Below are 19,535 nucleotides of genomic sequence, written 5' to 3'. Positions count from 1 at the left end.
ATGACAGACAAGAACTTTCCCCCGCAGGGCCTGACGCCCTCTGCCGAACAAATCCAGCGCAATCTGCGTCGCGCGCAGGCCGTGGCCCAGCGCGCCACGCAAATGGGCCGCCACCCCTTCGGTGCCGTGCTGGTGGCCCCCGACCAGGAGACCGTGCTCATGGAGCAGTGCAATATCGACACCGTCAATCACGCGGAATCGACCCTGGCGCGCATGGCGGCCACCAATTACACGGCCGAGTTTCTCTGGAGCTGCACGCTCTACACCAATGTGGAGCCTTGCTGCATGTGCGCCGGTACGGCCTATTGGGCCAATATCGGTCGCATCGTGTTCGGCATGACCGAGCAGCACCTGCTGGAATGCACGGGCAGCCATGGCGAGAACCCGACCATGAGCGTCTCGTCGCGCTATGTCTTCGACCATTGCCAGAAGGCCGTGGAGCTGATCGGCCCCGTACCCGAGATGGAGGCCGAGATCGCCGCCCAGCAGCAAGCCTTCTGGGCACAGCGCTGAGGACCACGCCAGCAGGAGGCTGCCATGCTGCTCACCCACCCCTCGTCACCCCAGGCCGCACAGGCCCTGGCCCGCAAGCTCGGCGATGCCGCTTGCTTCATCGCCGGGGGCACGCTGCTGCAGCAGTCATGGGCAGAGCCTCGCCTGGCGCCGTCGGCCACGCATTTCATCAATGTGATGCACTGGCCCGAGATGCAGCAGATCAGCCTCGGCCCGCAGTATCTGCATATTGGTGCAGGCATGCGGCTGGAAGCCGTCCGCTGTCACCCCTGGGTACAGCAGCACGCGCCCGTGCTCGTCCAGGCCCTGGATCAGCTCGGAGCCATGGGAATACGCCGCCTGGGAACCCTGGGCGGCAATATAGGCTGGGGCGAAGGCGACTGCTGCCCGGTATTGCTGGCCATGGATGCACAGGTCGAATTGACGGACGGCAACCTGCAGTCGCTGGCGCAGACGCTCAAGCTCATGGACCGGCCTCTGATGCTGTCGTTCCTGCTGCCGCGCAGCGATGTGATGGAGCCCCGGCCACTGGTGTTCGAGAAGGTCGGCTACCGCGCGGCATTCTCCCCCGCGCGCCTGCGCATGGCCTTGCGCTGGAGCGATGCACAACAGCTGCTGAGCGTGGACCGAATCGCCGTGGCGGCTCCCGGCATAGGAGTGCACCGCCTGCAAGCCACGGAAAAGCTGCTGAGCTATGCGCAGGAGCTGCAGATCCATCCCTCCCTCGGCGATATACGCACCACCTGCGAGCAAAGCCTGCCTCCCGATCTGGCCCGGATTGCCAGCCGCCTGATTGCCGGACATTGCGGGCTGCTGGCCTGAACCATCATGGAATTCCCCACCCCTCATCACATCCGCGAGCTGGGCCTGGAGGCTTTGCCGGTACGGCCCGATGCCGGGGCCAAGCTCGGCGGCAACCCGGGCTTTCTGAGCGACCGCATCCGGCCGGGCCAGCTGCGCGCAGCGATTCTCGGCAGCCCCCACCCCCATGCGCGCATTCTGAGCATCGACACCAGCGCCGCCCAAGCCCTGCCAGGCGTCCATGCCGTGGTGACCCATGCCGATATTCCCGGCATCAAGCACTATGGCTTGCGCAAGGCGGATCGGCCCGTGCTCTGCATCGACAAGGTGCGCCATGTGGGCGACCCGGTCGCCGCCGTTGCGGCCGTGGACATGGAGACGGCGCGGCAGGCTCTGGCGCTGATCCGGGTTGACTACGAACCCCTGCCCCCGGTCTGCGACCCGGTCGCTGCCCTTGACGACACGGTGGCCGCCGCCCATCCGGTCCATCAGGGCGGCAATCTGCTGCATGCCGCCAGCCACCGCCAGGGTGATATATCTGCGGCCCGGACAAGCACAGTGCACCGGGTGCAGGACAGCTATGTGACGCCGCGCCAGATGCATGCCTTTCTCGAGACCGAAGGCGGTGTCGCCGAGCCCGATGGCGCGGGCGGCCTGCAGCTGTTCTTCGGCGGCCACAATCCCGCGCGGGACAAGCAGGTCATCGCCGACATGCTGGGCCTGCCTCACGACAGAGTGCATGCCGTGGGCACACCCGTGGGCGGCTCCTATGGCGGTAAGGACGAGCTGACGATTCAGCCGATTGCGGCCCTGCTGGCCTGGAAGGCGCAGCGCCCCGTACGGTTGCACCTGACACGTCCGCAATCAGTGGATCTGGGTGTCAAGCGACATCCCATGCAGATCGAAATGCAGACAGGCTGCGATGCACAGGGGCGGCTTACCTACCACCAGGTGCAGATAGTGGCCGACACCGGGGCCTATGCCACGCACGGCCCCGAGGTGCTGGATGCCGCACTCGAGCATGTCCCCGGCCCCTACCGGTATCAGGCGCTGGACCTCAGCGCAAGGCTGGCCTATACGAACAACGGCATCGCCGGTGCGTTTCGCGGCTTCGGCGCCGTGCAGGTGCAATTTGCACTCGAGCAGCAGATGGACAGACTGGCTGCGCTGGTCGGCATGACAGCTGACGCGTTTCGCGCCCTCAATCTCGCCGCTCCCGAGGCACCCGGCCCGCTGGGCCAGCATGTCGTGCCATTTGACGGCGCCCAGCGCGCACTCGATGTCGCCCGCCAGCAAGCGCTGTGGCGCGGGCCGCATCGCTGGGCCAGCGCGGACGGCCGCCATCTGCACGGCGTGGGCCTCACGCTGATCCACCGCAGTGACGGCTTTGGCAAGGGTGGGCCCAGCGACTGCCGCATGGAGCTGGCCCTGGCCGCCGACGGTGCGATCGAGCTGCGCTGCGGCTTTACCGAGTTGGGACAGAACCTGGTCGGAACCATACAGAGCCTGGGCGCGCAGCATCTGGGCTGCGCAGCCGACGCGATCCGGCCGGTGCTGGGCGATACCCGGCTGACGCCCGACTCGGGCCCAGTGGCCGCCTCGCGCGCCACCACGCTGGTATGGCGCGCCTTGCAGCAGGCGGCCCAGCCCTGGCAGCAAGCCTTGCTCCTGACCGCCGCAAGACTGCTGCCCGATATCCCTCTGCGCTGCGGCGCCTGGGGCCTGGAAAGCGCTGCGGGCCTGTGCCTGAGCTACGCCGATCTGGCAAAGGCATCGGGCGAACAAGCGCCCTGTATCTCTATAGACCTGCGCGCAGAGGACCCGGAGGGCAACGCGCATGACACCCACTTCGTCTTCGGAGCCTGCGCCGCCATTGCCCAGGTACGCGTCGACACCTGGAGCGGCTTGGTCCAGGTGCAGCGGCTGGTGATGTGCACGGCCCTGGGCCCCGTGGCATCGGCCCAGGGCTATCTGGGTCAGATGGAAGGCGGCGCCCTCATGGGCCTGGCCATGGGCACGCAGGAGGAGCTGACTTGCCTGGACGGCCACTACCAGGCACGCAATCTCGACAGCTATCTGATCCCCACGCTGGCCGATGCCCCTGAAATGCAGGTGCTGGCGATCGAGAACCTTCCCGAGGGCGATCCCATAGGCCCGCGCGGAGCCGGCGAGATCAGCGTCAACCTGGCCCTGCCCGCAGTGGCCAATGCCCTGGCCGCCGCACTGCAGCGCCCCATCACGCAACTGCCCATGACCCCGGAGCGCGTGATCGCGCTGCTGGAGGCGGGCGCGGAGTCCTCCACACCATGACGACGACCCACATCCCGGAGCACGGCGGCAAGCCACCCGCAGCCAGCGCAAAGGAGGCCCCGGCTTTTGCGCTGCAGCTGAATCTGAACGGCCAGCCGGTCAGCGCCAGCTGCAGCCCCGACACCCGGCTGCTGACCTTGCTGCGCGAGCACTGGCACCTCACCGGGGCCAAGCCCGGCTGCGAAGTGGGGCGCTGCGGCGCCTGCATGGTCTGGCTCAACGGCGAGCCCGTGAATGCCTGCCTGCTGATGGCCTATCAGATCCAGGGCCAGACGGTGCGCACCATCGAGTCCGTGGCACAGGACAGCGCCAGCGAACCCGTGCGCGACGCGCTGGCGCGCTGCGGCGGCGTGCAATGCGGCTATTGCACCTCCGGCATGGTCATGAGCATGAGCTGGCTGCACCAGCAGCAGCCCCGCCCCACGGCTGCCGAGGCCGAGGCCCAGATGTGTGGAAACCTTTGTCGCTGTACGGGCTATGGCGGTATCCGGCGGGCGGTGCAGGAGCTGTTTCCGGCCGGGAAAAGCGCATGATTGCTCAAGATTAATAGCTGCAATCGCCTACCCACAAAGCGATTCAACCACTTCTAGCTATCATCATCAGAAGTCATGCCGTTTGCTCTCCGGTTCATGACCCCAGGCAATAAGCAGACAAGTTTTTCTTGGTTGGCCCTGTCGCGGCAAGGCCGGACAATAGAGGCCCTGGGCATAGCCATGCCCCTGACGACTCGGCTTTGCCGACTCCTGCCATGAAAAACTCTCTGACACGCTATGCACTGGGTCTGGGCTTGAGCCTGGGCGCCACCAGTTGGGCGCTCGCAGCCCAACCCCTGCTCAACCCCGAGCAACTGCAGCCACTGCTGCAGCAGGCCGATGTCCGCCTCATCGATATCCGCGACCCCAAAGCCTTCGAGGCCGGCCATATCGCCCAGGCCACCAACGCCCCCTACGGCAAATGGCGCGGCCCGGCCACCAATCCGGGCGAGCTGCCCGACCAGGCCAAGCTGGTGGCACTGGTGCAGTCCCTGGGCCTGACGCCGGCCACGCATGCCATCGTGATCTCCAGCGGTGCCGACGCCACGGACTTCGGTGCCACTGCCCGCGTCTACTGGACGCTCAAAAGCCTGGGTCTCCAGGAGCTGTCCATCGTCAACGGCGGCATGAAGGCCTGGGAAGGCGCAGGCAAGCCCCTGACCAAGACCCGCACACAGATCGCGCCCAGCAGCTACGCACCGACCTTTGACGCCAGCTGGCTGGCCACCCAGCAGGACGTGGGCAAGCATATCGACCTCTCCAATGCGGCCCTGGTGGACTCGCGCCCCGACGCCTTCTATCTGGGCAAGACCCGCGCGCCAGCAGCCAAGCTCTCGGGCACCCTGCCCGGCGCCCAGCAGTTGGATTTCAATCAGTGGTTTGTGCCCGGTACTTCGCAGTTCGTGGATGCAGCCAAGGCCAGGGAAATCGCTGCCAAGGTCCAGCGCCCACAAGGCCAGGACATGGTGGCCTTCTGCAACACCGGTCACTGGGCGGCCACCGACTGGTTCGGCCTGTCCGAAATGGCCGGCCTGCCCAATGTGAAGCTCTACGCAGGCTCCATGGTGGACTGGACGCAGTCCAAGGACGCGCCGCGCATGGCCAACCAGCCGGGCCGCGCCCAGTCACTGGCCTATGACGCCCAAAAATGGTGGGAAAAAACTTTTAAATGACTCCCCTGAGTCGCTTCGCGCCTTCCCCAAGCGGGACAGACACCCTCGCTGCGAGGCAGAGGGGCCGCCTAGGACTTGCTTGGTGTCTCTGACTTGGTGTGTGGCGGTATTACACGCCTCGAACTCTTGAGGCACTGAATTAACACTAAAAACATGAAACGACTTCCCATAACGGCCTTGCTGGCCGTTTTCTTTGGCTGGCTGCTGTGGTCGGTCTCGGTGCGTCAGGCGGCGCTGTTCGCCGTGGGCATAGGCCTGGGCGCGGTGCTGGCCGGCAAGCGCTTTGGTTTCACCACGGGCTGGCGCATGCTGGTCGAGGAAAAAGACGGCAGCGGCATCTTTGGCCAGTTGCTACTGCTGGCGCTGGCTGCGGCACTGGCCATGCCTTTGCTGGGCCATTTCCCCGAGCTGACGGCAGCTCTCGGCCCCCCCAGCATCAGCCTGCTGGTCGGTGCCTTTGTCTTCGGCCTGTGCATGCAGATCGCCGACGGTTGCGGCAGCGGCACGCTGTACAAAGCCGGCATGGGCATTCCCATGAACACGGCCATACTGCCTTTGTTTGCGATCGGCAGTTTTCTGGGCAGCCTGCACCTGGGCTGGTGGCTGGACCTGGGCAATACAGCACCCGTGGGCCTGGTCACGCAATGGGGCTGGGCTCCAGCGCTGATCGCCACGCTGGTGGCACTGGCCGTGATCGCTGCAGGCGTGGCCCTGTATGTGAAAAAGGCCAATGCCGCCCTGAACCGCCCGGCCAAGCCGCTGCTGGTGCGCAAATGGCTGGTCGGTGCCGTGCTGCTGGCCATCCTGGCCACGCTCAATCTGATCATCGCGGGCCAGCCCTGGGGCGTGGTCTACGGCTTTGGTCTGTGGGCAGCCAAGATCGCCAACGCCACGGGCGCCGTCGATCTGGCCAGCAACTGGTTCTGGAGCCAGCCCGGCAATGCGGCGCGCCTGCATGAAACCGTGCTGCTGGACGTGACCAGCATCACCAATATCGGCATTCTGGGCGGCGCACTGTGGATTGCCGCCGGCAAGCCCGCGGCTGCCAAGGCACTCACAGGCACGCAATGGGTCGTGGCCCTGGTGGCGGGACTGGTGCTCGGCTACAGCTCGCGCCTGGCTTTCGGCTGCAATGTGGGCGCCATGCTCTCGGGCATCTCCACCGGCTCCATCCACGGCTGGATCTGGGTCCCACTGGCATTTGCGGGCACCATCTTCGGCCTGCGCATCCGCCGCCATTTCGGCTTCTGAGCAAGGAACAACCATGACCTCACCAAGCACCTTGCGCACCGTATTCTGGGCTCTGCTGCTCGTCTTTCTGGCCTGGGACTTTCATACATCGCCGGCCATCGACCTGCGCTTTGAAGCGCCGCTGATTGCAGCCGGCTCCGGCCAGGCAGCACAGGGCGGACATTGCTCCATGCCTGCCGGAAAATAAGGGCCACAGTCCCTGCCCCGACGCCCTGCCCTACGGTCAGGGCGTTTTCTTTGGGGCCTGCTCAGGCCTGGGGCTTTTCCAGCTCGAAGCCCGCTGCCTCCCAGGCCGTCAGGCCACCGGACAATGGCCGGACGTTGTGAAATCCCGCACGCTGCAATTGCCGGGCCACGCGCGCGGCGGAGATCTCGTCGGGACAGTCGCAGTACACGACCAGGCCATGCTCATGCCGCTCACGCGGCAGCAAATGTTCGTAGGCCGCCTTGCCCTTGCCCTGATGCTCCAGCCAGGAGCTGGCCCCGGGAATATGACCCTGGCCGAAGAGCAGGGGTTCGCGCACATCGATCACCGTCGGCGTGATGCCCTGGGCGTTGAGCCCCGCCAGTTCCTCGACCGACATGCGCGGCATCTTCAGCGAACGCACGACGCGCTGCCTCTGCCACCATTTGCGCGCCACGAAGACCGCGAACGCCACGCACAGCAGCAGCAGCCCCCATTTGCCCAGCGCCGTCAGCACATCGAGCAGATCCTGCACCGTGGAACTGAACAGCGAGCCCAGAAACACCGCCGAGCCCACCCAGATCAGGGCCCCCAGCGTATCGAACAACACAAAGGTGCGCAGCGGCGTGCCCACCACACCGGCCAACGCACTGGCAATGGAGGCAAAGCCCGGCACGAACTTGGCCACCAGCAGGGACTTGGCGCCCCAACGCCCATAAACCGACTCGGTCTGGCGTATGCAGGCATCGGGCGAGAGCGAAATGCGGCAGATACGTCCCAGCACCCTGTGCCCATAGGCCCTGCCAGCGTGGTACCAGAGCACATCGGCTATCAGCGCTGCGGCCACCGCAATCACGGTGAGCCAGCCCAGGCGTGCCAGGCTGCCCCCCTCCAGCGCTCCGGTCACCACCAGCACCGGATAGGCCGGGACGGGCGCGCCCAGCTGCTCTACCAGCACGTTGAGAAAGACAATGCCGAAGCCGTATTCCCGAATCAGATCCACGACAAAACCCATGACCCACGCTCCTTACCCCGACCAGGGTTAGCCACCGATGCTAGCGAGACGCGAACATCCCCGGGCCTGCGAGGTTTTGCGCGTCAAACCTGGTGCAGATGGGACAGAACGGCCTCGAAATGCGTGCTCACATTGAGCGCCGGCGCATGGCCGCAGTCCGGCACTTCCAGCCAGGTCAGCAGACCTCGGGCACCGGGGCCACGCTGCTGCATCTGCTCGGCCACCGGCTTGAGCACCAGATCGGACTCCTCGCCGCGCAGCAACAGCACGGGCAGTTGCAGCACGTCATAGTGATCCCAGAGCAGATAGTCGTTGTCATGCTCGGTGAACTGCTCGATCATGCGCGGATCGTAATGCGGGGTGACGCGGCCGTCATCGCAACGACGCGTGCTGGTCTCGGTCAGCTTGCGCCACTCGAAATCGCTGAGCCAGCCATAGGGCTTGTAGGCCGCGCGGAAAAAACCTTCCAGCTCGGCGACGGTGTCGAACACCGGCGGCCGGCCCGCGTAGCTCTTGATGCGGGCCAGCGCAGCCTCGGCCAGTTCGGGCGCATTGTCGTTGAGCGTGAGCGTGAGAATGCGCTGCCTGAGATCCGGCTCGAACAGGCCGGATGCACAGACCGTGCCTATCGCTCCGCCCATGCTGGTGCCCACCCAGTGCACCTGCTGCAGCGCCAGCGCATCCATCAGCTCGCGTGCCAGCCGGGCATAGAAGCGCAGCTGATACTCCTCGCGCGGGTTGCGGCTCCATTGGCTCAGGCCGCGGCCCAGCGTATCCGGGCAGATGACGCGATAGCCTTGCACCGCAAGAAACTGCGCCAGTGCATCCATGTCGCGCCCCGTGCGTGCCAGGCCATGCCAGGCGATCACCGTAGCCTTGGTCGGGCCTTGCGGCTTCCAGTCAAGGTAATGAATCTCGTAGCCAGCGCAGTTCGCATAGCAGGATGCCGGCTCGATGGCCGCAGAAGCGCAGTTGTTGGGCATGGCAGGTTTCAGCATCAAAAAGGCCTCTAGCGCATATGCGATAAGCGCTATCAGCTATCAACTTCGGTAGTCGGCCGGCAGCCGTAGCCACCTGCCGGTCATGCGTATCAGTCCGGCACGCGGATGGCTCCGGCACTGACCTCTATCCTGTCGGCCGCTGCCGGCGTGCCGGCAATCAGCGGCAGATTGGCCGGCTGTATGGCCGGCGCCTGGCCTGGGTTGCCACCACGCGGCACGGTGCGCACCACCTGGCTGGGAGGTAGCGCCTTGCCGTTGGCAAGGTGGTCATACATGGCATCGAGCGCGCGGTTCAGATAGACATGCAGCGGGATGTAACGCGTGTCGTACCCCGGCAGCACGGTGGGCAGGCCGATAAAGCTGTCGAAGTGCTGGGCATTCGTGACCTCCACATAGCTGAGCTTGCTGGCAGCGCCTTCCACTTTCCGGTTGAGCGCCACATAGGGCCGCGTCGTGTGGTTCACGGGCAGCAGCGCATCCGCGCGGCCATGGACGATGATGGCCGGCTTGCCCTGCAGATTGCCGTTGCGCCTTGTCTCGTCGACACCGGCCTGCAGCGCCCTGGCGGCGCCATCATTGCCCGTGACGAGATTGCGCAGGCATAGCGCACCCGGCGTGTTCCAGTCGGCCACGCCCGAGTTCACCGAGACGGAGAGGAAGTCGCGCGCGGCACCGAACTTGCCCTTGTTGTTGATGAGCTGCACGCTGCTCGATGGCGGCACGCCGTTGCCCGTGGAGAACATGCTGGCCAGCGCCTCTGGGGCCAGCGGCGTCACTGCGCCCGCAGCCGTCGCACCGGCATAGCTGTAGCCGCAGAGGTTGTCCTTCACGCTGGCGCGCGAGAGCGAGTTGGCAAAAGTGACCGACACGGCGGGCGCCACCTCAAAGGCGGCCAGCGAGGCATGCAGCTCGCTGGACTCCGGCTCCCAGCCATAGTCGCGCAGCTTCTGCAAAGCTTCTTCGGCCTGTGCCGCCGTGGTCGTGGCATTCAGCAATCCGGCAGTCCTGAGTGCCGCGCAGCGGTTGGGCGCAATCGGCAGAGCCGTGCTGGCAAAGCCCGCAGCAAACGCAGCCGCATAGGGAGAGCCGCTGACCGATGCCGCCAGCGAGGCGCAGGATTGATAGAGGTTGGCATAGCTCGTGAAGTCCACCAGCGTCTTGCCCACCACGGGCAGTGCCGTGCCGCCGCGCTGCACGGTCACGCCGGGGCTGGCGGGCAACTCCACCGCAGGCTCGGACACGGCTACGCCATTGATCAGCCCCTGCGAGTCCTGCTCGGCGGCGGCAATCGCCGCGCCGCCGCCGTTGGAGATGCTTGATGCAATGACGATGGTGTTGCTCGGCTTGAGTGTCCGCAGGCGTTCGCCCAGAATGTTGCGCTCCCCATAGCGCTCGTTGAGCACGTAGTAGGCGAACTCCACGGCCTGCAGCGTGGTACGGCCCCAGTCCTTCTCTGGGTTCTGGCCCGAGTGCGCATGCTTGAAGGCAAAGCGGTTGGGCGTGGCAGTGTTGAAGGCGGCCAGTTCGCCAGCCGTGAGCCCCGCATTGAATGCAGCCTGCTTGCCCGCTGCGGCAGCCGTGCTGCGCGTGCCGTCGATCAGCGGCACGGTGTCGTTCATGAGGTCATGTGGCGCGGCGCCCGTGCCCTTGTCGGAATAAGCCACTGCACAGCCGCGCTTAAGCCCCCATTCGCCCGTGGTGATGGCGCCATACACGCCGCGCGAGCCCGAAGCCGTGGCGGTGATGATGCAGGCCTTCCTGGGATCGAAGCTGTCCGGCACCTGCACCATGAGCGTGACGTTCTTGCGGCCCGTGCCGTCATCCGAGAACGCGATGTACTCGGTACCGGCAATCCTGCCCTCGCCGGCCGTCACCCGGCCCTGCGCATCCACATTGGGGCCGTAGAGCGTGCCGTAGCCACCCGCTGCCGTCATGTCCAGCATGGCGCGGTAATTGGTGTAAATGGCCAGGCGGCGCAGCTCGGCCGCCGTGGGCTGGAGCGCAACCGCAAAGCTCGGCGCCGTGGCCACGGCCAGGCCGCTCTTGCCCAGGCCCGCGGTCAGCAGGTCATCGCTGCTGCCGTCATAGCTCTGTTGCCGCACCGTGCCCAGGTAGCCGGGCTTGGCATTCAGGTCACCGCCGTCACCGCCTCCACAGGCGGTCAGCACGGCGGCCGCCAGCACCGCAAGGGCGCCAAGGGAAAGAGGCGGCAAGGCAATCGCATAGGTCTTCTGCATGGGCTTTGTCTCCTGTCGTAGTGAAAGCAGTCAGAGAAGGGATGCCAGTAAAAGATGTCAGGACTTGCGCGCCGCAGCCGCGCGCAGCCTCCCCACGACACCCGTGGGGAAGTAATAGACCGAAAGCACGAACAGCAGGCCCAGCCACAGCAGCCAGCGGTCGGGCGACAGCAGCGCGGCCAGCCAAGGCAGACTGGCACTGGCCTCGCTGGCCATGCGCAGCAGATCCTGCAGATAGCTCTGGGCGATCAGGAATACCACGGAGCCGATCACCGAGCCGTAGATGGTGCCCATGCCGCCGATCACCACAATGAGCAGACAGTCCATCATGATCTCGAACGAGAGCGAGGTATCGGGCCCGTTGTAGCGCAGCCAGACGGCCAGCATGGCGCCAGCCACGCAGGCGAACAGGGCCGACAGCACGCTGGAGGTGGTGCGATAGACCACCACGCGGTAGCCAATGGCTTCTGCACGGAATTCGTTCTCGCGGATGGCTTGCAGCACGCGGCCGAACGGCGAATTGACGATGCGCAGCAGCATCAGCACCAGGGCCACGGCCACGGCAAACAGCAGGTAGTAGCTGATGATCCTGCCGTCGATGAGGATGCCGAAGATCTCGTTCTCGAACGGCTCGAAGCTGGGCGACAGCCATTCGGGCATCTTGAAGGTCAGGCCGTCCTCGCCTCCCGTCCAGTCCGACAGCTGCGACGCCAGGGTCTGAAATGCAGCCGCCACGGCCAGCGTGATCATGGCAAAGAAGATGGCACGCACACGCAGGGAGAACAGGCCGATGGCCAGGGACAAGAGCAGCGACACCAGCAGCGCCGCCCCCAGTCCCAGGGCCAGCGCCCCCCAGCCCGGCCCCAGCCTGCCTGAGGCAATGGCCACACCATAAGCGCCTATGCCGAAAAACATGGTGTGGGCAAAGCTGACGATGCCTGTATAGCCGAGTAGCAGATCAAAGCTTGCCACCAGCACCACGAAGATCAGCACCTTGGCCGCCACATTGAGCGCCTTGACACCGGGAAAGAGAAACGGCGCCAGGGCCAGGCCCGCGAAGATCAGCAATAACACCATGGCCAGCACGCGGCTGCGCGGCAGGTCGCCGGAGAGCAAACGGTTGAGCATCAGACTAGCCTTTCAAACTTTCATGGCGCCACATATGCAGCCGGCATGCACCAAGCCAGTTGCCACCGAGCAAGGGCCTGGGCCGGCCGCGCCGCCCCGCAGCGAGGGTGGCGTCCTCCTTCCAGGGGGAAGGCGCGAAGCGACTCAGGGGGTATCTCATCTGTTGGCGACCGGATAGATGCCTTGGGGACGCCACAGCAGGACGGCCACCATGAGCGCGATATTGGAAAACAGCGCCACCTTGGGCACCAGAAAGCCCGCGTAGTTGGCCATCAGTCCCACAAGCAGCGCACCGATCAGCGCGCCGCCCGTGCTGCCCAGGCCGCCGATGATGATGACGATGAAGATCAGCACATTGACCTGGGCGCCCATCTGGGCCACCACGTTCTGCTGGTACAGGCCCCACATCACCCCACCCAGGCCGGCCAGGGCCGATCCCGCGACGAACACGGCCACGAACAATCGGCGCACGCGGTAGCCCAGGGACTCGACCATCTCGCGGTCCTGCACGCCGGCGCGGATCAGCAGGCCGATCTTGGTGCGCGACAACATGAAGGCCAGCACGGCAAACACGGCAGCGCCCACCAGCACGGCAAAGACCCGGTATTTCTCCACGGCCGCATCGCCCAGCAGCCAGGCGCCCTTCATGGCTTCGGGCAGCGGCAGCGGAATCTGCTGCGGACCCCAGATGACCTTGATCAGCTCCTCGCCGATGATCATGCCGCCCATGGTGATGAGAATCTGCTTGAGGTGCTGGCCGTAGACGGGCCGCACGATGAAGCGCTCGAAGGCCAGGCCCAGGGCCCCAGCCACCAGCATGGCCACGACCATGGCCGGCAGCACGGCCACCAGGTTGCGCCACAGCTGCGCCGAGCCCGTCCAGTCACCCATGGCACCGAGCACGCTGGTGGCGACGAAGGCGCCCAGCGCGATGAACACGCCATGGCCGAAGTTGAGCACGTCCATGAGGCCGAACACCAGGGTCAGCCCCGAGGCGATGATGAAGATGATCATACCCATTGCCAGGCCAGCCACCGTCAGCGTAAGCCAGGTGCTGGGAGAGCCCACCAGGGGCAAGGTAGCAAGCGCCAGCAGCGGCACCAGCAGCAGCGGCTTGTAATCCAGGTCCTTGCGTATCATGTCCTCACCTCGGCGCGAACTTTCATATCCATAGCGGCCTGCGCTTGACCAGCAAGCGCTCGATCTGCTTTTTGCTTTGACTCTTGTGACTTCATAGCGCCAGCCCCAGCAGCGACTGCTGCAGTTCCTCGTCGGCCGCAAGATCGACCATGCGGCCCGCGTGCACGACACGGCCGTTGTCCATTACAGCCACGCCGTCGCCCAGGCGCTTGGCGAAGGCAAGGTTCTGCTCGACCAGCAAAATGCTCACGCCGCTGGCCTTGAGCTGGGCGAAGGCCTCGATCATGTTGTTGATGATGGCCGGAGCCAGGCCTTTGCTGGGTTCATCCACGATGAGCAGATCGCGCGACTCGACGATGGCGCGCGCCACGGCCACCATCTGCTTTTGCCCGCCGCTGAGCTTGCCGGCCGGATGGTCCCAGAATTTCTGCACGGCCGGGAACAGCTCGTAGATCCAGTCCAGGCGCGAGCGGTCCATACGCGCCGCATGCGAGGCCGAGCGTGCAGCCAGCAGCAGGTTTTCCTTGACCGTGAGGTCGGCAAAAATGCCCATGTTCTCGGGCACATAGGCGATGTTGAGCTGGGCAATCGCCGGCGTGGCCAGGCGCGTGATGTCCTGCCGGCCAAAGCGGATGCTGCCCTGGCCGGCCTGCCACAGGCCCATGATGGTGCGCAGCGTGGTGGTCTTGCCCGCGCCATTGCGGCCCAGCAGCATGGTGACCTCGCCGCGCGGCACAGCCAAATCCACGCCGTGCAGGATGTGATAGGCGCCTATATGGGTGTGCACGCCCTGGAGCTCCAACAGTATCTCGCTCATGGTTGTTCTCCTCTTCCCCCTGACGGGGGAAGGCCGGGATGGGGGTGAGCGTCAGTGCCGCCAACGGCATCCTGGGGCGTCAACCCCAGGTATGCCTGCTGCACCACGGGCGAGGCAATGACTTCGGCCGGTTTACCGTCGGCCACCAGCGTGCCATTGGTCAGCACGATGATGCGGTCGGCCAGTTCGCGCACCACGTCCATCTTGTGCTCCACCAGCAAAATGATCTTGCTGCGATCCTTCTTGAGTTCGCGTATCAGGTCCAGAATCACCGGCGCCTCGTCATGGCTCATGCCCGCCGTAGGCTCGTCGAACATATAGACCTTCGGCTCCAGCGCCATGAGCAGCGCCACCTCAAGCTTGCGCTGGTCGCCATGCGGCAGGGCCGAAACCGGCTCATCGCGCCGCGCCCACAGCGCCACCTGCTCCAGGATTTGCTGCGCGCGCGCCAGCAATGCGCGGTGGTCGCTCCAGATGCTCCAGAGATTCATGCCGCGCCGGTGCGCGCCCTGGCGCGTGGCCTGCACGGCCAGGCGCACGTTCTCCAGCACCGACAGGGCCGGGAACAGATTCGTGAGCTGAAAGGCCCGCCCCAGGCCGGCACGCGTGCGCGCCGAAGGCGGCAGGCCCGTAAGGTCGCGCCCCTGCAACGACACCCTGCCCTCCGTGGCCCGCAACTGCCCCGAGATCAGATTGAAGTAAGTGGTCTTGCCCGCGCCATTGGGGCCGACGATGGCCGTCAGCGTGCCCGGCTCGAAGGAGCAGGTCACGCCGTTGACCGCAACATGGCCGCCAAAGCGGACGGTGAGCTTGTCAGTGGTCAGCATGAAAAATAGGCAAATACAGCCCCTAGCGCCTTACACACAAGCGCATGCAGCTATCAAAAAGTGAACTGAACCTTGCCCGCACGCTGACCAAGTCAGAGACGCCGAGCAAGAGCCGCCTCACGGCGATGGCGTCGTTCCCCTCCCGACGAGAGAGGGGACGCCCGGTTAGGGGAAGGCGCGGGGCCGCCTAGGCGAAGTAACTCAGGGGGGGGTTACCGTCCGTTCCGGACGGGAACGTTCATTTCTTCAGGCTTGATCTCGCGCACCAGCTCGGGCACGCCCCAGGCCATGGCCGGATCGTTCTTGATCCTGAAGTGGTACATGCTCTGCATGGCCTGGTGATCCTCCTTGCGGAAGGTCATGACGCCCTTGGGTGTATCGAAGCTCATGCCTTCCATGGCCTTGATCAAGGTGTTGGTCTTGGTGTCGCCGCCTGTCTTCTTGAGTGCCGTGACGATGGCCATGGCGGCCGAGAAACCGCCCGCCGTGAAGAAGTCCGGCGGAGCCTTGAACTGCTTGTAGCTCATGGAGACCATGGCTTCGTTCACCGGGTTCTTGGGAATGCCGAAGTAATAGTAGGTGGCGCCCTCCATGCCCGGCAGATTCTTGTAGGCCGCCATGGCGGGCAGTATGTTGCCGCCCGTGGCGATCTCGATGCCGTAGCGCTTGAGGTCCATGTCGACGATCTTGAAGGGGTTGCCGGCACCGGCCCAGACAATCCAGATCACCTTCCTGCCCGGAACATCCTTGAGCCTGTCGATCAGGCGCTGGGCCCCGGCCGTGAAATCGGTGGTGGCGGCGGGCAGGTACTCCTCATGCACCAGCTTGCCTTTCTTGACCGCTTCCTTGAAGGCCTTGACGCCGTCGCGACCGAAGGCATTGTCCTGGGCCAGTGTCGCAATCGTCACGCCAGGCCTGTCGATGGCCACGGCATTGCTGATCGCGTCCTGGCTGGAGTTGCGGCCCGTGCGGAAGATGTACTTGTTCCACTTGTCGCCGGTGATGGAATCGGCCACGGCGGGCTCGACGATCAGGATCTTCTTGTACTCCTCGGCCACGGGCAGCATGGCCAGCGCCACGCCCGACGCGCTGGGGCCGACAGCCAGATCTGCCTTGTCGTCCGAATAGGCTGCGGCCAGCAGGCTCTTGCCCAGATCGGGCTTGCCCTGGTCATCCTTTTCTATAAGCACCAGCTTCTTGCCTGCCACCGTCATGCTGCCGCCCGTGGCATATTCAAGCCCCATCAGCAGCCCGGCCTGGGTCTGCTTGCCGTAGGCCTCCAGCGGCCCGGTCTTGCTGTAGACATGGGCAATGCGGATTTCGGATTGCGCCAGGGCGCCGGGAACATGAACCACCATGGCCGCCAGAACGGCCGCCTGCAGCAGGCTGCGCTTGTGCATGTGTTGTCTCCTTGAGGATGGATGCGGTGTGTCCGCTTGTCTTTCTATGGTGTGCAGACAGCAGTCTTCGTGCCAGTCTGGTTTTCCTCTGAGGAGCCGCTATACGCAGCTCTATATCGTCTGAAAATCAGGCAATAAATGTCTTTAATTCAGACAGTGACTGATTTCAATACAAATCAACAACCGCCTTAGGGCTCGTCTCTGGCTTTGCTCAATCCGCCATGAAAAAAGGATCACCGGGGTGATCCTTGTGGCTTTCATGCGGCATCGCGTTTTCTGTCCAGCTCCAGCAGCCGCACGGCGTTGTCCTTGAGAATGCCGGGCATGACCTCGGGCTTGAAGCCGGCGACCTCGAAGTCCTTCATCCAGCGCTCGGGCGTGATCAGCGGGAAGTCGCTGCCGAACAGCACACGGTCCTTGAGCAGGGTGTTGGCGTACTGCACCAGCTGCTTGGGGAAATACTTGGGACTCCAGCCCGAAAGATCGATCCAGACATTGGGCTTGTGCAGCGCCACCGAGATCGCCTCGTCCTGCCAGGGAAAGCTGGGATGGGCCATGACGATCTGCATATCGCCGAAGTCCACGGCCACGTCGTCCAGCAGCATGGGGTTGCTGTAGGCCAGGCGCAGACCGCCGCCGCACTTCATGCCGCTGCCGATGCCGCTGTGGCCGGTGTGGAAGATGGCGGGCAGCTTGTAGTGGTTGATGACCTCGTAGATGGGCCAGGCCATGCGGTCATAGGGATGGAAGCCCTGCACTGTGGGATGGAACTTGAAGCCCTTGACGCCGCATTCGGTGATCAGGCGCTCGGCCTCGCGCGCGCCCATCTTGCCCTTGTGCGGGTCGATGCTGGCGAACGCCACCATCATGTCGCTGTTCTCGCGCGCGGCATCGGCGATCTCTTCGTTGGGGATGCGGCGGCGACCCAGTTGCGCCTCGCTGTCCACCGTGAACATCACCAGACCGATCTTGCGCTCGCGGTAATAGGCAATGGTTTCGGCGATCGTCGGGCGCAGCGAGCTGCCGAAGTATTTGTCGGCCGCGCGGTCGTACTCCTCGCCGTAGCTGTCAAAGGGATTGCGGCAGCTGACTTCCGCATGGGTGTGGAAATCGATGGCGATCAGATCTTGATGGTTCATGGGTGGGCCTGCTTTGGGTATTGAGTCAAATCAGCCTCAAGCGCCTGTCACGCCTGCGGCACCTGCTCTCGAAATTGAATGAAGAAATCAATGCTGGATGGATTGGCCATGGCATCGGGGCTGGCCACCTTGGCCGCGTCCGCGCCCAGCAGCAGCTTGCGCACCGGCACCTCCATCTTCTTGCCGGTGAGGGTGCGCGGAATCTCGGCCACCTGAACCACCACATTGGGCACATGACGTGCCGAAGCCTTGGTCTTGATGGCGTTCTTGATCTGGGCGGTCAGCTCGCCCGTCAATGCCTGGCCTTCGGCCAGAGTCACGAACAGCGGCATGAAGGAAGGTCGACCCAGATATTCGAGGTCGACCACCAGGCTGTCCTTGACGGCTTCGAGCTCCTCGACGACACGGTAGATCTCCGCCGTGCCCATGCGTATGCCGAAGCGGTTGATGGTGCTGTCCGAGCGTCCGTAGATCACGGCCGTGCCGCGCTCGCTGAACTCGATCCAGTCACCATGGCGCCAGCAGCCGGCAAACACGTCGAAATAGCTGTCGTGGTAGCGCGCCCCGCTCTCGTCGTTCCAGAAGAACACGGGCATGGAGGGCATGGGCTCGGTAATCACCAGTTCGCCGACTTCGGCGATCACCTTCTGGCCCTGTTCGTTAAAGGCATGGGCGGCCACGCCCAGTTCGCGGCACTGAATCTCGCCCGCGTTGACGGGCAGTATGGGCGCGCAGGCCACAAAGCCCGAGGCGATATCCGTGCCGCCGCTGATCGAGGCCAGCCACAGATCTCTTTTGACGTTCTCGTAGACCCAGGCATAGGCATCGAGAGGCAGCGGCGAGCCCGTGGAGTTGATGGCACGCAGCTTCTCGAACTGGCGCCCCCTCTTCGGCGAGATGCCATCCTTCATGCTCTTGGTGAGGAAGGCCGCACCGCAACCGAAGATGCTGACCTGGTATTGGTCGATGAAGTCCCAGAGCGCATCGTCGCTCGGCGCCGTTGGGTTGCCGTCGGACAGGACCACGGTCGCGCCGGCCAGCAGGCTGCCTATCATCAGGTTCCAGACAATCCAGCCCGTGCTTCCCAGGAACATGAAACGATCGCCGGGCAACACGTCGTGCTGCAGGCGATTGGTTTTGAGATGGGTGAGCACGATGCCGCCATGACTGTGCACCATGGCCTTGGGCAGGCCGGTGGTTCCCGACGAGTACACCACCCACAGCGGATGGGAGAACGGCAGGCGCTCAAACTGCAACGGCGCTGCATGGCACGTTGCATCGGCCCAACTCATGCAGTCACGCCAGGGCACGGCCGCGTGTTCGGCATCGCTGCCGAACAAGGGCCCCGGCACATGAATCACCCGGGCAATATCGGGCAGACCCTGGAGCACCTCGTCCAGCACTTCACGGCGATCGAACTGCCTGCCGGCATAGCTATAGCTGTCGGTCGCGAAAATCAGCTTGGGCGCAATCTGCTGGAAGCGATCCAGCACCACGGATACCCCCATCTCCGGCGCGCAACTGGACCAGATGGCGCCGATGCTGGCACAGGCCAGAAACGCCACCACGGTCTGCGGCACATTGGGCAGATAGGCCACCACGCGATCGCCACGCACTATGCCCAGACCGCGTAGGCTTGCCGCCAGGGCGCCCACATCGCGCTGCAGCTGCTGCCAGGAGACTTCGACTGGGGTCTGGCCCTCGCAGCGCGCAATGATGGCCGGACGCTGGTCGCTGGCCTGGCGGAAGATGTGTTCGGCATAGTTGAGCCGGGTTTCGGGAAACCACTCGGCACCCGGCATCTTGCGGCCGGCCAGCACCTGCGTCGGGTCTCCATCGGCCTGAATGTCGAAATAGTCCCAGACGGAGCGCCAAAAGCCTTCGATATCCGTCGCCGACCATTGCCACAGCGCTTCATAGTCGGAGAAGTCACGGCCACGGCGGTCGCGCAGCCAGTCCATGTAATGCCACAGGCCGCTTTGCTCCTGCTGCTGCTGCGTGGGCCTCCACAACTCCTGCCCTTGTACCAATGCCATGCTGTCTCCGGACTCAAATTAGATATTTTTT

17 protein-coding genes are annotated in these 19,535 nt (G+C 64.6%); 7 read left to right on the top strand and 10 right to left on the bottom strand.

Features of this window, described 5'->3' with window-relative positions; all coding sequences use genetic code 11:
• The 7 genes from MPZ60_RS06540 to MPZ60_RS06510 all read left to right on the top strand — a co-directional run bounded on the left by MPZ60_RS06540 (position 1) and on the right by MPZ60_RS06510 (position 6,767).
• Entirely contained in the window at positions 1 to 513 is a 513-nt protein-coding gene (locus tag MPZ60_RS06540) for a nucleoside deaminase (protein WP_034357972.1), read from the top strand.
• Between the two features lie 24 nt (positions 514 to 537).
• Positions 538 to 1,335, top strand: coding sequence for a xanthine dehydrogenase family protein subunit M (locus MPZ60_RS06535; RefSeq protein ID WP_034357970.1), 798 nt, complete (start codon positions 538 to 540; stop codon positions 1,333 to 1,335).
• Positions 1,336 to 1,341: 6 nt separating this feature from the next.
• Positions 1,342 to 3,624 carry a xanthine dehydrogenase family protein molybdopterin-binding subunit gene (locus tag MPZ60_RS06530; protein WP_034357969.1) on the top strand — a complete coding sequence of 761 codons (2,283 nt, stop codon included), beginning with the start codon at positions 1,342 to 1,344 and terminating at the stop codon, positions 3,622 to 3,624.
• Positions 3,621 to 4,157 carry a (2Fe-2S)-binding protein gene (locus MPZ60_RS06525; protein WP_034357967.1) on the top strand — a complete coding sequence of 179 codons (537 nt, stop codon included), beginning with the start codon at positions 3,621 to 3,623 and terminating at the stop codon, positions 4,155 to 4,157. The genes MPZ60_RS06530 and MPZ60_RS06525 overlap by 4 nt, the downstream gene beginning before the upstream one ends.
• 215 nt (positions 4,158 to 4,372) lie before the next feature.
• Positions 4,373 to 5,329, top strand: coding sequence for a sulfurtransferase (locus tag MPZ60_RS06520; protein WP_034357965.1), 957 nt, complete (start codon positions 4,373 to 4,375; stop codon positions 5,327 to 5,329).
• 153 nt (positions 5,330 to 5,482) lie between these two features.
• Positions 5,483 to 6,580, top strand: coding sequence for a YeeE/YedE thiosulfate transporter family protein (locus MPZ60_RS06515; RefSeq protein ID WP_034357963.1), 1,098 nt, complete (start codon positions 5,483 to 5,485; stop codon positions 6,578 to 6,580).
• Between the two features lie 13 nt (positions 6,581 to 6,593).
• On the top strand, positions 6,594 to 6,767 hold the full coding sequence (locus tag MPZ60_RS06510) for a hypothetical protein (RefSeq protein ID WP_012837430.1): 174 nt from the start codon (positions 6,594 to 6,596) through the stop codon (positions 6,765 to 6,767).
• A 61-nt stretch (positions 6,768 to 6,828) separates the two neighbouring features.
• On the opposite strand, the gene MPZ60_RS06505 is transcribed toward MPZ60_RS06510, so the two are convergent.
• The 10 genes from MPZ60_RS06505 to MPZ60_RS06460 all read right to left on the bottom strand — a co-directional run bounded on the left by MPZ60_RS06505 (position 6,829) and on the right by MPZ60_RS06460 (position 19,504).
• Entirely contained in the window at positions 6,829 to 7,779 is a 951-nt protein-coding gene (locus tag MPZ60_RS06505; protein ID WP_034357960.1) for a VTT domain-containing protein, read from the bottom strand.
• Between the two features lie 83 nt (positions 7,780 to 7,862).
• On the bottom strand, positions 7,863 to 8,777 hold the full coding sequence (locus MPZ60_RS06500; protein ID WP_034357958.1) for an alpha/beta fold hydrolase: 915 nt from the start codon (positions 8,775 to 8,777) through the stop codon (positions 7,863 to 7,865).
• Positions 8,778 to 8,869: 92 nt separating this feature from the next.
• Positions 8,870 to 11,017, bottom strand: coding sequence for a D-(-)-3-hydroxybutyrate oligomer hydrolase (locus MPZ60_RS06495; RefSeq protein ID WP_034357956.1), 2,148 nt, complete (start codon positions 11,015 to 11,017; stop codon positions 8,870 to 8,872).
• Between the two features lie 57 nt (positions 11,018 to 11,074).
• Positions 11,075 to 12,145 (bottom strand): branched-chain amino acid ABC transporter permease, encoded by a 1,071-nt coding sequence (locus tag MPZ60_RS06490; protein WP_034357954.1) that lies wholly within the window; start codon positions 12,143 to 12,145, stop codon positions 11,075 to 11,077.
• Between the two features lie 156 nt (positions 12,146 to 12,301).
• Positions 12,302 to 13,285 (bottom strand): branched-chain amino acid ABC transporter permease, encoded by a 984-nt coding sequence (locus MPZ60_RS06485; protein WP_034357952.1) that lies wholly within the window; start codon positions 13,283 to 13,285, stop codon positions 12,302 to 12,304.
• 91 nt (positions 13,286 to 13,376) lie between these two features.
• Positions 13,377 to 14,102, bottom strand: a complete 726-nt coding sequence (locus tag MPZ60_RS06480; RefSeq protein WP_034357950.1) for an ABC transporter ATP-binding protein — start codon at positions 14,100 to 14,102, stop codon at positions 13,377 to 13,379.
• Positions 14,099 to 14,929, bottom strand: a complete 831-nt coding sequence (locus MPZ60_RS06475) for an ABC transporter ATP-binding protein (RefSeq protein ID WP_034357948.1) — start codon at positions 14,927 to 14,929, stop codon at positions 14,099 to 14,101. Before MPZ60_RS06475 ends, MPZ60_RS06480 begins: the two co-directional genes overlap by 4 nt.
• Before the next feature lie 212 nt (positions 14,930 to 15,141).
• Entirely contained in the window at positions 15,142 to 16,329 is a 1,188-nt protein-coding gene (locus MPZ60_RS06470; protein ID WP_034357945.1) for a substrate-binding domain-containing protein, read from the bottom strand.
• 257 nt (positions 16,330 to 16,586) lie between these two features.
• Positions 16,587 to 17,468: an amidohydrolase family protein gene (locus MPZ60_RS06465; protein WP_034357944.1), complete on the bottom strand. Its 882-nt coding sequence runs from the start codon at positions 17,466 to 17,468 to the stop codon at positions 16,587 to 16,589.
• Between the two features lie 47 nt (positions 17,469 to 17,515).
• A complete protein-coding gene (locus MPZ60_RS06460; protein WP_034357942.1) occupies positions 17,516 to 19,504 on the bottom strand; it encodes an acetoacetate--CoA ligase in 1,989 nt (662 codons plus the stop codon).
• Between the last annotated feature and the right edge of the window lie 31 nt (positions 19,505 to 19,535).

The sequence above is a fragment of the Comamonas sp. 7D-2 genome (assembly GCF_022749555.1).
In the GTDB taxonomy this organism is placed as follows: domain Bacteria; phylum Pseudomonadota; class Gammaproteobacteria; order Burkholderiales; family Burkholderiaceae_C; genus Comamonas; species Comamonas thiooxydans.
Note: the sequence above shows the minus strand (reverse complement) of the source record. Positions and strands in the feature narration are given on the sequence as shown.